At 59.9% G+C, this 12,252-nt stretch carries 12 protein-coding genes; 1 reads left to right on the forward strand and 11 read right to left on the reverse strand.

The genetic code is table 11. The annotated features are described in order from the left end of the window. Positions 1-10: 10 nt before the first annotated feature. The 3 genes from AC3WTM_RS09655 to AC3WTM_RS09665 all read right to left on the reverse strand — a co-directional run bounded on the left by AC3WTM_RS09655 (position 11) and on the right by AC3WTM_RS09665 (position 4,203). The gene (locus AC3WTM_RS09655; protein ID WP_102672401.1) at positions 11-733 is read right to left on the reverse strand and encodes an amidotransferase; all 723 of its coding nucleotides are present in this window, start codon (positions 731-733) and stop codon (positions 11-13) included. A gap of 95 nt (positions 734-828) precedes the next feature. Then, on the reverse strand, positions 829-2,973 hold the full coding sequence (locus AC3WTM_RS09660) for a 3-hydroxyacyl-CoA dehydrogenase NAD-binding domain-containing protein (protein ID WP_102672400.1): 2,145 nt from the start codon (positions 2,971-2,973) through the stop codon (positions 829-831). A gap of 24 nt (positions 2,974-2,997) precedes the next feature. Continuing rightward, the gene (locus AC3WTM_RS09665; RefSeq protein ID WP_102672399.1) at positions 2,998-4,203 is read right to left on the reverse strand and encodes an acetyl-CoA C-acetyltransferase; all 1,206 of its coding nucleotides are present in this window, start codon (positions 4,201-4,203) and stop codon (positions 2,998-3,000) included. Positions 4,204-4,797: 594 nt separating this feature from the next. Here AC3WTM_RS09665 and AC3WTM_RS09670 point away from each other — a divergent pair. Beyond that, on the forward strand, positions 4,798-5,619 hold the full coding sequence (locus tag AC3WTM_RS09670; RefSeq protein WP_102672398.1) for a c-type cytochrome: 822 nt from the start codon (positions 4,798-4,800) through the stop codon (positions 5,617-5,619). A 120-nt stretch (positions 5,620-5,739) separates the two neighbouring features. Here AC3WTM_RS09670 and AC3WTM_RS09675 read toward each other — a convergent pair whose 3' ends face one another. The 8 genes from AC3WTM_RS09675 to AC3WTM_RS09710 form a co-directional block, all read right to left on the reverse strand. Beyond that, entirely contained in the window at positions 5,740-6,549 is an 810-nt protein-coding gene (locus AC3WTM_RS09675) for a transglutaminase family protein (protein ID WP_057715735.1), read from the reverse strand. Next, entirely contained in the window at positions 6,546-7,496 is a 951-nt protein-coding gene (locus tag AC3WTM_RS09680; protein WP_057715736.1) for an alpha-E domain-containing protein, read from the reverse strand. Before AC3WTM_RS09680 ends, AC3WTM_RS09675 begins: the two co-directional genes overlap by 4 nt. A 12-nt stretch (positions 7,497-7,508) precedes the next feature. After that, positions 7,509-8,918 (reverse strand): circularly permuted type 2 ATP-grasp protein, encoded by a 1,410-nt coding sequence (locus AC3WTM_RS09685; RefSeq protein ID WP_007988088.1) that lies wholly within the window; start codon positions 8,916-8,918, stop codon positions 7,509-7,511. A 365-nt stretch (positions 8,919-9,283) separates the two neighbouring features. Further along, a complete protein-coding gene (locus tag AC3WTM_RS09690) occupies positions 9,284-9,628 on the reverse strand; it encodes a ribonuclease E inhibitor RraB (RefSeq protein ID WP_008017656.1) in 345 nt (114 codons plus the stop codon). A gap of 210 nt (positions 9,629-9,838) precedes the next feature. Beyond that, positions 9,839-10,072 (reverse strand): hypothetical protein, encoded by a 234-nt coding sequence (locus AC3WTM_RS09695; RefSeq protein ID WP_102672397.1) that lies wholly within the window; start codon positions 10,070-10,072, stop codon positions 9,839-9,841. Positions 10,073-10,288: 216 nt separating this feature from the next. Next, on the reverse strand, positions 10,289-11,164 hold the full coding sequence (gene speE / locus AC3WTM_RS09700; protein WP_090453999.1) for a polyamine aminopropyltransferase: 876 nt from the start codon (positions 11,162-11,164) through the stop codon (positions 10,289-10,291). Positions 11,165-11,324: 160 nt separating this feature from the next. Then, positions 11,325-11,516: a PLD nuclease N-terminal domain-containing protein gene (locus AC3WTM_RS09705; RefSeq protein WP_057715740.1), complete on the reverse strand. Its 192-nt coding sequence runs from the start codon at positions 11,514-11,516 to the stop codon at positions 11,325-11,327. Positions 11,517-11,596: 80 nt separating this feature from the next. Beyond that, on the reverse strand, positions 11,597-12,127 hold the full coding sequence (locus tag AC3WTM_RS09710) for a hypothetical protein (protein ID WP_090453995.1): 531 nt from the start codon (positions 12,125-12,127) through the stop codon (positions 11,597-11,599). Positions 12,128-12,252 lie beyond the last annotated feature (125 nt).

The following is a 12,252-nucleotide window of genomic DNA, read 5'->3' on the forward strand; positions in this document are numbered from 1 at the left end:
CCTACAGGTTTTAAACAGCTGTTGGCTTGTGCGCGACAAACCGCATCATCCACTCGGCAACCGTGGTGCCGTGGTGTTCCTGTTCCAGGCTCGCGATCCCTTTGGAGTAGACCTGCTCGCCCAGTGCCTGTTGGCGAATATCCAGCAGGGCACGGGAGTAGTCGTGGATGAATTCCGGATGCCCCTGGAAACACAGCACCTGATCGTTGATGTGGTAGGCGGCAAACGGGCAGAAGTCGCTGGAAGCGATGACCGTGGCGTTCTCCGGCAGCGACGTGACCTGATCCTGGTGGCTGATCAGTAGCGTCAATTCTTCGCGGACCGGGTTCATCCATGGCGCCTTGGCAGCCAATTTGTAGTTGTGGGTGCCGACGCCCCAGCCCTGGGTCGCACGCTCGCTCTTGCCACCGAGCAGCAACGCCAGCAACTGATGACCGAAGCAGACGCCCAGCAACTTGTCGCCGCGCTCGTAGCGGGTCAGCAGATATTTCTTGAGGGTTTCGATCCACGGGTCGGTGCCGAAAGAGTCGGCCTTGCTGCCCGTCACCAAGTAAGCGTCGAACGTCAGGTCGTCGCTTGGGTACTCACCCTGCACCACGTTGTAGACCGTGAACTCGGCGGCAATTGGCTGCTGCGAAAACAGGTGTTTGAACATCTGCCCGTAGCCCTGATATTGGTCAACCAATTCCGGACGCAGGTGGTCGGTTTCCAGAATGCAGATGCGTAACGACATAAAAAATACCTGACACGTGATGGGAATAATGCACACCCCAGAGCCTGCCTTGAAACGCTGTGACAAGGCAAGCCCCGAAATGCATCATATCCCCCTTAGAACCCCTCCCCTTTGGCGGCCTTCTCCAGCAGCAAGGCGGGAGGCGCGAACCGCTCGCCATACTGTGTGGCCAGATACTGGGCTCGGGCCACAAAGTCCTGCACGCCGTACTGGTTGATGAACTGCAGCGCACCTCCGGTCCAGGCGGCGAAACCGATGCCGAAGATCGAGCCAATGTTGGCATCCGCCGTCGAGGTCAACACACCCTCCTCCACACAGCGTACGGTTTCGATGGCTTGCACGAACAGCAGGCGATCACGCACGTCCTTGGGTGAAATCTGCCCGTCGGCTTTCTCGAAGCGGGTTTTCAACTCAGGCCACAGGTGTTTCTGGCCGCCCGCCGGATACTCGTAGAAACCTCCACCGCCAGCCTTGCCCGGACGCTTGAACTCATTGAGCAACAAGTCAATCACGGTAAATGCCGGGTGTTCTGTCAGCGGTTTGCCTTCTGCTTGCAGGTCCTTGGCCGTTTGCTGGCGGATATGGTTCATCAGGCTGAGGGAAACTTCGTCAGAGATCGCCAGCGGTCCTACCGGCATCCCGGCCTTGCGCGCTTCAGTCTCGATCATGGCCGCGCTCACGCCCTCACCCAGCATGGCAATGCCTTCATTGGTGAAGGTGCCGAACACCCGCGACGTGAAGAAACCGCGGCTGTCATTGACCACAATCGGGGTTTTCCTGATTTGCAGGACGTAATCGAAGCCGCGGGCCAGGGTTTCATCGCTGGTGTTGGCGCCCTTGATGATTTCCACCAGCGGCATTTTTTCCACGGGGCTGAAAAAATGCAGGCCGATGAACTTGCTCTGATCGGGCACGGCACACGCCAGGCCGCTGATCGGCAAGGTCGAGGTGTTGGAGGCGATCACCGCGTCCGCGCCGACGACCTTCTGCGCCGCCAACGAGACTTTGGCCTTCAGATCTCGATCCTCGAACACGGCCTCGATGATCAGGTCGCAACCGGCTAGGTCGGCATCGCTTTCGCTGGTTTGAATGCGCGACAGAACGGTGTCACGTTGCTCGATGCTCATTTGTCCGCGAGCAACCTTCTTGTCCAGCAGCGCCGCCGAATGCGCCTTGCCCTTCTGCGCCGCCGCGAGGTTGATGTCCTTGAGCACCACATCGATCCCCGCCGACGCACTGACAAACGCAATACCGGCGCCCATCATCCCGGCGCCAAGCACGCCGACCTTGCGGGTGACATAAGGCGCAAAGCCTTGAGGCCGCGAGCCGCCGGCATTGATTTCGTTGAGCTGGAACCAGAACGTGCCAATCAGGTTTTTCGAGACCTGGCCGGTGGTCAGTTCGGTGAAGTAACGGGTTTCGATCAAGTGCGCCGTGTCGAAGTCCACCTGGGCGCCCTCGACCGCTGCGCAGAGGATTTTCTCTGGCGCGGGCATGGTGCCCTGGGTTTTGCTGCGCAGGATCGACGGCGCAATCGCCAGCATCTGCGCAACTTTCGGGTTTGACGGTGTGCCGCCCGGAATCTGGTAGCCCTTCACGTCCCAGCGCTGCACCGCCGCTGGATTGGCCAGAATCCACGTCCGCGCCTTGGCCAACAAGTCTTCGTGATCGGTCGCCAGCGCGTCAATCAATCCTGCCTGCAATGCCTGTGGTGGCCGCACTTTCTTGCCTTCAAGCAAATAAGGCAGGGCTTTTTCCAGGCCGAGCATGCGCACCATGCGTACCACGCCTCCGCCGCCTGGCAGCAGGCCAAGGGTGACTTCCGGCAGGCCGAGCTGCACCGACGGGTGGTCCAGCGCCACGCGGTAATGGCAGGCCAGACAGATTTCCCAGCCGCCGCCCAGTGCGGCGCCATTGATCGCCGCGACCACAGGCTTGCCGAGGGTTTCCAGGGTGCGCAACTGGCCCTTGAGGCTCAGCACCATGTCGTAGAAGGCCTTGGCCTGGGGTTTGCCAACCTTGATCAGTTCATTGAGATCGCCGCCAGCGAAAAATGTCTTCTTGGCCGAGGTGATGATCACACCGGCGATACTGTCCTTGTCGGCTACCAGGCGCGTAACGCAGTCCGCCATGGCCTCGCGATACACCGCGTTCATGGTGTTGGCGCTCTGGCCCGGCATGTCGATGGTCAGGACGACGATCTGGTCCTGGTCTTTTTCGTAACGAATGGCTTCGTTCATAACTGGGTTCCTTGATGTCCGGGCTCAGAGGCGTTCGATGATGGTGGCAATGCCCATGCCGCCGCCGACACACAGGGTCGCGAGGCCATAACGCAGGCGCCGGGCTTCCAGCTCATCGAGCAGCGTGCCTAGAATGGCGCAGCCAGTGGCGCCCAGCGGGTGGCCCATGGCGATTGAGCCGCCGTTGACATTGACCTTGTCCGGATCGACGGCCATGTCCTTGATGAATTTCAACACCACCGACGCGAACGCCTCGTTGACCTCGAACAGGTCGATGTCTTCGACTCGCAGCCCGGCCTTGGCCAGTGCCTTGCGGGTCGCCGGCGCGGGGCCGGTGAGCATGATGGTCGGGTCAGTGCTGGTGACCGCCGTGGCAACAATCCGCGCCCGTGGCTGCAGGCCCAGCGCCCGGCCCTTGGCTTCGGAGCCGATGAGCATCAGCGCCGCGCCGTCGACAATCCCGGAGCTGTTGCCGGGGGTGTGCACATGGTTGATCCGCTCGACATGGCTGTAGACCCGCAGCGCGGTGGCATCGAAGCCCATCTGCCCCATCATCTCGAAACTCGGCTTGAGCTTGCCCAGGCCTTCCAGGGTCGAGTCGGCGCGGATGAACTCATCGTGATCGAGCAGGATGATGCCGTTCTGGTCCTGCACCGGCACCAGCGACTTTTTGAACGAACCGTCGGCCCGCGCCCGTGCAGCCTTTTGCTGGGAATGCAACGCGTAGGCATCGACGTCCTGACGGCTGAAGCCTTCAAGGGTGGCGATCAGGTCGGCACCCACGCCCTGTGGCGTGAAGTGACTGTGCAGGTTGGTCGCCGGGTCCAGCGCCCAGGCCCCGCCATCGCTGCCCATTGGCACCCGGGACATCGACTCGACACCACCGACCACCACCAGGTCTTCGAAACCGGAACGCACTTTCATCGCGCCGAGGTTCACAGCCTCCAGCCCCGAAGCACAGAACCGGTTGATCTGTACTCCCGCCACGCTGACATCCCAATCGGCCACCTGAGCGGCAGTCTTGGCGATGTCGGAACCTTGATCACCAATCGGGGTTACGCAGCCAAGCACCACATCATCAACCTGGCTGGTGTCCAGCGCTGTGCGCTGTTGCAGTGCGGTGAGCAAACCAGCCACCAGGTTCACCGGTTTGACGCTGTGCAAGGCGCCATCGGCCTTGCCTTTGCCACGGGGCGTGCGTAACGCGTCGAAAATCAATGCTTGGGTCATGACGTCCTCGAACCGTAGTGCAGGTGGGTAAATACCGAGTGCCCACTCTTGGCCCGAGCCGCGTTTGATTCAATGACCGCAGCGCTCACAGACGTTGACGCACACGCTCAGACGAACGGTAGTCAGCTACCATTCAGGACACCAAGCTGTCTAGCCAACGGGTGCCAAAGAAGCTGGCATTAGGCCTCATGTCATTTTTAAAGCAAATTTAAAGAACACCATACGAAATGGATCTAAGCCAAGCGTACCGCGGGCTCTAAGGTGAACTTGTACGAAGTTGTCGTCGGGTTTTGCCGAGGCACTCGTCACTACAGGAAGTGCAACGCGCTGCCATCATGGAGCTATGCGGGCAGGCATCAGGAAATAACAAAAAAGGCGGTCAAGCCATGTTCAAACAATCGAAAGTACGTCAAGCCGGGCTCATCCTTTTCGCCACCACGCTGTTGTTGATATTGCCGAACCTGACCAAGGTCATCGGCTAGTCGCGTCTATAAAGCTACGGCGTCACAGTTTTTGAATTGCCACTCTCAAAATGTGACTGGCCCGCTACCCGGGCCAGCGTGGCTGTGCCAATCTTTGCGGCACTTGCACGACATGGACGGCGATCACTTGAAAATGCTCATTCTGCTCGGGGCCACGCTGTTCGGCTCGCCCCTGTATGCCGCACAGCTGGACCTGGAGCTGGGCGCGAACAGTCGCACCTGGCAGACCGAGCAATTGCTCAAGCATCCTCAGGTTCAAACCATCGACATCCGCAACGACGTTTCCTACAAGCGGGACATGAGCTACCGCGCCGTGCCGCTGTCCGCACTGCTGGACGGCATCAAGCCTGAAGACCACCTGCAAGCCGTTGCGCTGGATGGTTTTGCCGCCGAAATGAGCGCCGCGCCGTTGCTCAATACCCAGGGTGCACAGGCGTGGCTGGCGATTGAAGAACCGAGCAAACCCTGGCCACCGCTATCCGAAGGCAAGCCAGGCGCCGGGCCGTTCTATCTGGTCTGGAGCAATCCACAGGCCGGCAACATCAGCCCGGAACAATGGCCGTTCCAGGTGGCGAGCATCAAACGCCTGGCGCCCGTGGCCGAGCGCTTTCCTGCACTGCTGCCCGATCCGGCATTGAAGGCGGATGATCCGGTGAACAAGGGATTTGCGTTGTTCCAGAAGAATTGCCTGGCCTGCCATCGACTCAATGGCGCCGGGGACGCGCAATTCGGGCCGGACCTGAATATTCCGTACAACCCGACCGAGTACTTCGGTGCAGACTTCCTCAAGCGCTACATCCGCGATCCACAGAGTTTGCGCCAGTGGCCGCAAGCGAAGATGCCCGGGTTCTCGGCCGAGGTGTTGCCGGATGGGGATCTGCAGAGCCTGGTGGGGTATTTGCAGCATATGGTCGGGCGCAAGGCTAAGCCGTAACAACATCGTACCTGTGGGAGCGGGCTTACTCGCGATAGCGGTGTGTCAATCACAAAAGTATTGACTGAAATGATGCCATCGCGACCAAGCTCGCTCCCACAGGGTTCCGTGGTATCGCGCCTACTGCTGCTGCACTGAAATCACCGGCGCTGGCGTCGGTGACACCAGCACCTTGGCGTGCATCTGCTCACACCCGCCGCCCCGGCGCATCCCGCGCACCGGGCAGGCATCCAGGTAATCCAGGCCCACCGCCAGTTTCAGATGGCGTTCCGGCCGGGCCAGCTCATTGGTCACGTCGAAGCTGTACCAGGCGTCATCCAGCCAGGCTTCGGCCCAGGCGTGGCTGGCCAGGTGTTCGCTGTTTTCGCTGTACAGATAGCCCGACACATAGCGCGCTGGAATGCCCAGGCTGCGGGTGCAGGCGAGAAACGCGTGGGTGTGGTCTTGGCACACGCCGGACCGTCCGGCAAAGGCCTGGGCCGCGCTGGTGTCCACTTCCGTGGAGCCCGGTGTGTAGGTCATATGCTGGTTGAGGCCATGCATCAGATCGATCAACGCCGTGCGATCGCGGCGTTGCCTGCATTCCTTCTCGGCAAACGCACGCAGGGCGGCGTCGGCTTCGGTCAAACGGGTGAAGCGCAGAAACGGCAGTGCCGACTGGCTCTCGTGTTCGGCCTCACGCAATTCGTCGATATCGACCTGGCCACGGGCACCGATGATGATCGCCTCATGGGGCTCATCCATGGTCAGCACATGCAGGATGTTGCCGAACGGATCGAGTTGCGCCCGCACCGGACGTGGCAGGTCGAGCTGCCAGCTGAGCACGTGCTGGCGCTCGCTGTCGTGGGGAGTCAGGCGCAGATACTGGATGCTCGCCCGCACCTTGTCTTCGTAGTGATAGGTGGTTTCGTGGCTAATGGAAAGTCTCATGCGGCCTCCAGATAAGAACTGTGAATCGCGTTACCCAACTGGCGCACCAGCGGGATGAACTCGGTCAGCCAGGCGTGCAGGCCTTCTTCAAGAATTTCATGGATGCCGGTGTAGCGCAGGCGTGCGTCCATTTCTGCCGCCAAGCGTTGTGCCGGGCGACCGTTGGCCCCCGGCAATTGCGAGAGAATCTGGTCGATTTCTTCGGTGCAGGCGCGCAGGGATCGTGGCACATCGGCCCGCAGCAACAGCAACTCCGCTACATGCCGGGCGCCAGGGGCGTCGCGGTAGATTTCCGTATAGGCCTCGAACGACGACAACGCCCGCAACAACGCGCTCCATTGGTAATACGCGTGAGCAGTACCGTCGCTGACCGCTTCGGCCTGATCGCCGGCCATTTCATAGCGGGCATCGAGCAAGCGCAAAGTGTTGTCCGCCCGTTCGATAAAGGTCCCCAGACGAATGAAGCGAAACGCATCGTTACGCATGATGGTGCCGTAGGACGCACCCCGGAACAGGTGGGAACGTTCCTTGATCCACTCGCAGAAACGGCTCATGCCGTAGCGGCTGAGGCCCTGTTCGGCGATGCCGCGAATTTCCAGCCAGGTGGCGTTGATGTTTTCCCACATGTCGGCGGTGATGCGCCCACGCACCGCATGGGCACTGGCCCGTGCGGCACCGAGGCAACTGTAGATGCTCGCCGGGTTGGCCGCATCCAGAGCGAAGAAATGCAGCAGCCGTTCGGCATGCAGTTCGCCATGGCGCTCCAGATAATCGTCCAGGGTGCCGGTGATCAACAGCGGCATGGCCAGTTCGTGCAAACCGTCGCCACGACCGTCCTGCGGCATCAGCGACAGCGAATAGCTGATGTCGAGCATCCGTGCGAGGTTTTCCGCCCGCTCCAGGTAACGCGACATCCAATACAAATCCGAGGCAGTTCTACTTAACATGACAGACTTCCTTTAATCCTCGACCACCCAGGTGTCCTTGGTTCCACCGCCCTGGGAGGAATTGACCACCAGGGAGCCTTCGCGCAGGGCGACACGGGTCAAGCCTCCGGGCACGACCCGGGTTTCACGGCCCGACAGGACAAACGGCCGCAAGTCGATGTGGCGTGGTGCAATGCCGTTTTCGACAAAGGTCGGACAGGTCGACAGCGACAGCGTCGGTTGCGCGATATACGCATGGGGCTTGGCGATGATCCGCGCACGGAAGGCTTCGATTTCCGCCGCCGTCGCCGCCGGCCCCACCAGCATTCCGTACCCACCGGAGCCCTGGGTTTCCTTGACCACCAGTTCTGGAAGATTGGCCAGCACGTGGGAAAGCTCAGACGGATTACGGCATTGCCAGGTCGGCACGTTCTTCAGGATCGGTTCTTCATCGAGGTAGAAACGGATCATGTCGGTAACGAACGGATACACCGATTTGTCGTCCGCTACCCCCGTGCCAATGGCATTGGCCAGCACCACGTTGCCGGAACGGTAGGACGACAACAGCCCCGGCACACCGAGCATCGATTCCGGGTTGAAGGCCAGGGGATCGAGGAAGGCGTCGTCGAGGCGACGATAAATCACGTCGACCGCTTTCGGCCCGTCGGTGGTGCGCATGTAGACCTTGTCGTCACGCACGAACAGGTCCGCGCCCTCCACCAGTTCCACGCCCATTTCCCGCGCCAGGAACGCATGTTCGAAGAACGCACTGTTGAAGCGTCCCGGCGTCAGCACCACCACGCTCGGGTTATCGATGGGGCTTGAACTTTTCAGGGTGTCGAGCAGCAAGTTCGGGTAGTGGTCGATGGGGGCAATGCGTTGTGCCGCGAACAGTTCGGGAAACAGGCGCATCATCATCTTGCGATCTTCGAGCATATAGCTGACGCCGCTCGGCGTACGCAGATTGTCTTCGAGCACGTAGTAGGTGCCGTCGCCGTCACGCACCAGGTCGACGCCGGAGATGTGCGAATAGATATCGCGGTGCAAGTCCAGGCCCTGCATCGCCAACTGGTACTGCTCGTTGGCGAGCACCTGCTCGGCCGGAATGATGCCGGCCTTGATGATGCGCTGCTCATGGTAGAGGTCGGCGAGGAACATGTTCAATGCCTTGACCCGCTGGATGCAGCCGCGTTCGACAATCCGCCATTCGCTGGCGGGGATGCTGCGTGGAATGGTGTCGAAGGGGATCAGGCGCTCTGTGCCCTGCTCGTCCCCGTAGAGCGTGAAGGTAATCCCGGCGCGATGAAACAACAGATCGGCCTCGCGTCGCCGTTGTGCCAGAAGCTCGTCAGGCGTCTCGGCCAGCCAACGGGCAAACTCCCGATAATGCGGGCGGACCTGGCCGCCGGCATCGTACATCTCATCAAAATAGGTGCGGATCATGCCGTACTCCTTGTCACTCGGACGTCCAGACCTTCGCAAGGCCCGTGCCATCGGCATAAACGCTTAAATTTCAATCGGTTGGATAATCAACGCGCACGTACCGCACCAATCCTGTGCGGTAAATGCCCCAACCTGATCGCCCCCGCTTCATTGCAAGGCGTGGTGGTCGCCTATCACCAGCATAGTCAGAGTTGATTTCACTGCCCGGCAATGGGTACGGAAATCCAGGCATTCGCTGAAAAGCTCACCGAACTTCCCTTTTAGCCGCCTGCCCTGGCGGCTTTTTTTGGGGTGTCCAACGCCCACAAATGAAAACGGCCAACCCGAAGGTCAGCCGTCATTGCCGGTTGTCACTGTTCATAAGGTTATGCGAGTCGCCCTCGTACCTCCTGTTTCACACCCCAGCCTTCGATGATGCCGCCCAATGGCTCGACCACCGCTTCGAACCCCTGTTCGAAATCGCCGATGTCGTCGTAGGTGGCATACATGACTTTGCACAATTCCAGCGCCCAGGCGCCATCGTCGCGCACACTGACTTGCGCATTCAGGGATTCACCATGGTGGAAATGACCTGCCGCCCTGCGTGCCCGCTCCTCGTCCGGGAAAATGGCGTAGAACTCGATGGGATGAAACCGCGAAAAGTCAAAACCGCCTTCTTTCATGCGGCGCAGTACGCTGCTGCTGATGTCTTCTTGATAGGCTGTGCTCATGAAACGTCCTCCTCAAAACGATGGATAGACTTTCCGTACTCCCTCACCCGCAACCGAACAGCGCGAGCGACGGCAACCGATGTGCCGGCGGGAAACAAGCATGGAGCTGACAAGACCAGACCTTAGCGATTCATTCGCTGATCTCGCTTGCAGAGTAGCCTCAAGACAGAGCCTGTGCCAAGGCCTGGATGTGAATGCGACAGGTGTCGATCAGATTGGAGCAATACCGAGGATTTGAATACTGTTCTGGGACTTGAGCTCTTTGACGCTCGCGTCAGTGGTCCGCCCTTCCAGATCGTTCAGATCCAGTTCGGCGGCGACAGGAAGGAGTCGGGCTTTTATGAGTTTGGCAGCCTTCTCGTTATCCGGGCACTCGTCGCACTCAAAGACTTCGTCGACTTGTTCGCCGTGATCATCCACGAAAGTGACCTTCCACTTTTGCATTGGTGCCTCCTCGATAAAACCCATGGACGGGCTTACACCTATCTCGACCTTGTTAGCTGGCTAATTGTTCCGGTGGATCTGCACCCATCGCAAATTTCTGCAGGAGCGAGCCTGCTCGCGAAAAACTTGAGAACGCCGCGTTAAATCAGACATCCCGCGTCATCGTTCACGTCCATCGCGAGCAGGCTCGCTCCTGCAGGTCTGCGTTTCAATCCATCAGTCGTTACTTGGCTTGTTCACTGCCTGCAACACGTATTGCGGCAAGGCGAAGGCGCCGATGTGGATTTCAGGATTGTAGTAGCGGGTGATGATGCCGCTGCCCGCGAAGCGCTGTTGCAGGGTTTCTCGGGACAACTTGCGATAAGCGGTATTGCTGGCGCCCCAGGCGAAGGTCATCGAACCACCGATGTAGGTCGGTACGGCGGCCTGGTAGAAGTGCCAGTCCGGGAACAGGCTGCGCAGGCGACCGGCGGTGGTCTTCACTTCTTCGATCTGCATGAACGGCGTGCCGTTCTGGGTCACCAGGATGCCGCCTTCGTTCAGGCAGCGGTGGCAAGCCTGGTAGAAGTTTTCCGAGAACAGCACTTCACCCGGTCCGATCGGATCGGTGGAGTCGGAAATGATCACGTCGAACTTTTCAGTGGTGGTAGCGACGAAACGCATGCCGTCGTCGATCACCAGGTTCAGGCGTGGATCATCGAATGCACCCTTGGAGTGATTCGGCAGGAACTCCTTGCACATGTCGACCACGGTGCCGTCGATCTCGACCATGGTGATGTGCTCGACGCTGCGGTGCTTGGCCACTTCACGCAACATGCCGCCATCCCCCCCGCCGATGATCAGCACGCGCTTGGCAGCACCGTGCGCCAGGATCGGCACGTGGGTGAGCATTTCGTGGTAGATGAATTCGTCGGCTTCGGTGGTCTGGATCACGCCGTCCAGCGCCATCACCCGGCCCATGCGCGGGTTCTCGAAGATCACCAGGTGTTGGTGCTCTGTGCGCACTTCGTGCAGCAGTTTTTCCATGCGAAAACGCTGGCCGTAGCCTTCGTAGAGGGTTTCCAGGTAGTCGCTGGCGGGGATGTTGCTCATGGGAAGTGCTCCGATGAATGCGGGTGGCAACGGACGGTTACCCGCCCATGATGGCCAATCGAGCGTCTCGATTGGCCGGGAAAGGCGCGCATTCTACGTCGCGCAACATGACAGGTCGAACCTCAGTTGATCAGCATTCCACAATCCTGTGGGAGCCTGTTCAGAGTTTGACGTTGCCCCGCGGCCCGGCAATGGCCCAGATGATCAGTCCCAGCACCGGCAACAGCGCGATCAGCAGTACCCAGAGGATTTTCATCCCGGTCCCGGCACTACTTTTGAAGACGTTGATGATGGCCCAGATGTCCAGGACAAAAATGATCAAGGCAACCAGGCTGTTGAACGTAGAACCCATGGTGACGCTCCCAAAAAGTGATATGCCCCCTCAGGATAGACGGTCATCGCGAGGATTCCTTTTTATTGACAGTGTCTGGGTCAGACGTGGATCGCCACTTTCAGGGCTTCCAGGGATGGCGCGGCTGTAATGCCCACTTCGGTGCACAATTCCAGCACCCGTGGCACGTCGTTGCCGTAGACCAGGACCACCTGCAACTCGTCATCGAGCAACTGGCTGAAGTTCATCAGCGTGTAGCCACCGTTTTCCTTGTTCATGCTGCTCATCTGCACCTGGATGCGGTTGAGCGCGGTCAGGGCTTCGGTCCTGGCCAGTTGCTTGGGCTTGAGATTGAACTCCACACCCGGGCCGAACGAGGCGACGATCTGCGCGAACAGGTCCATGTAAGTGTCAGCCTGGAACAGCACCGTTTCCGGCAGGCTGCCGACCACCACCCACTCACCCAGCGGGATCGGGAAGGTTTCGTCGTAGTTGATGTCTGGATTGGCCGTCAGAAAAGCCTCGGGATCGGCGTAGGCCTGGGCCGCTTCGTCCGCGACCTTGAGGATTTCGTCTTCGCCCATGCACCCGGAGCTGATTTTGCTGATGAGTTCGACGAGTGCGGCTTTCATGGGGAGGATCCTGTAGCGAGGTGAATTTTGAGGGCGCGAAGGATAGCGCATTAATGAGGGAAGTGCGGACCTGGGGGGGGGGGGGGGGGGGCGCCTCCCCCAAAAAACACCCCCCCCCGCAGGCC

The organism is Pseudomonas sp. EU05-FHT14B02 (genome assembly GCF_058791055.1).

Coding starts and splice junctions, on each gene's coding strand:
- AC3WTM_RS09655 (WP_102672401.1), bottom strand. CDS start 733: ATGTCGTTACGCATCTGCATTCTGGAAACCGACCACCTGCGTCCGGAA.
- AC3WTM_RS09660 (WP_102672400.1), bottom strand. CDS start 2,973: ATGAACGAAGCCATTCGTTACGAAAAAGACCAGGACCAGATCGTCGTC.
- AC3WTM_RS09665 (WP_102672399.1), bottom strand. CDS start 4,203: ATGACCCAAGCATTGATTTTCGACGCGTTACGCACGCCCCGTGGCAAA.
- AC3WTM_RS09670 (WP_102672398.1), top strand. CDS start 4,798: ATGGACGGCGATCACTTGAAAATGCTCATTCTGCTCGGGGCCACGCTG.
- AC3WTM_RS09675 (WP_057715735.1), bottom strand. CDS start 6,549: ATGAGACTTTCCATTAGCCACGAAACCACCTATCACTACGAAGACAAG.
- AC3WTM_RS09680 (WP_057715736.1), bottom strand. CDS start 7,496: ATGTTAAGTAGAACTGCCTCGGATTTGTATTGGATGTCGCGTTACCTG.
- AC3WTM_RS09685 (WP_007988088.1), bottom strand. CDS start 8,918: ATGATCCGCACCTATTTTGATGAGATGTACGATGCCGGCGGCCAGGTC.
- AC3WTM_RS09690 (WP_008017656.1), bottom strand. CDS start 9,628: ATGAGCACAGCCTATCAAGAAGACATCAGCAGCAGCGTACTGCGCCGC.
- AC3WTM_RS09695 (WP_102672397.1), bottom strand. CDS start 10,072: ATGCAAAAGTGGAAGGTCACTTTCGTGGATGATCACGGCGAACAAGTC.
- speE (WP_090453999.1), bottom strand. CDS start 11,164: ATGAGCAACATCCCCGCCAGCGACTACCTGGAAACCCTCTACGAAGGC.
- AC3WTM_RS09705 (WP_057715740.1), bottom strand. CDS start 11,516: ATGGGTTCTACGTTCAACAGCCTGGTTGCCTTGATCATTTTTGTCCTG.
- AC3WTM_RS09710 (WP_090453995.1), bottom strand. CDS start 12,127: ATGAAAGCCGCACTCGTCGAACTCATCAGCAAAATCAGCTCCGGGTGC.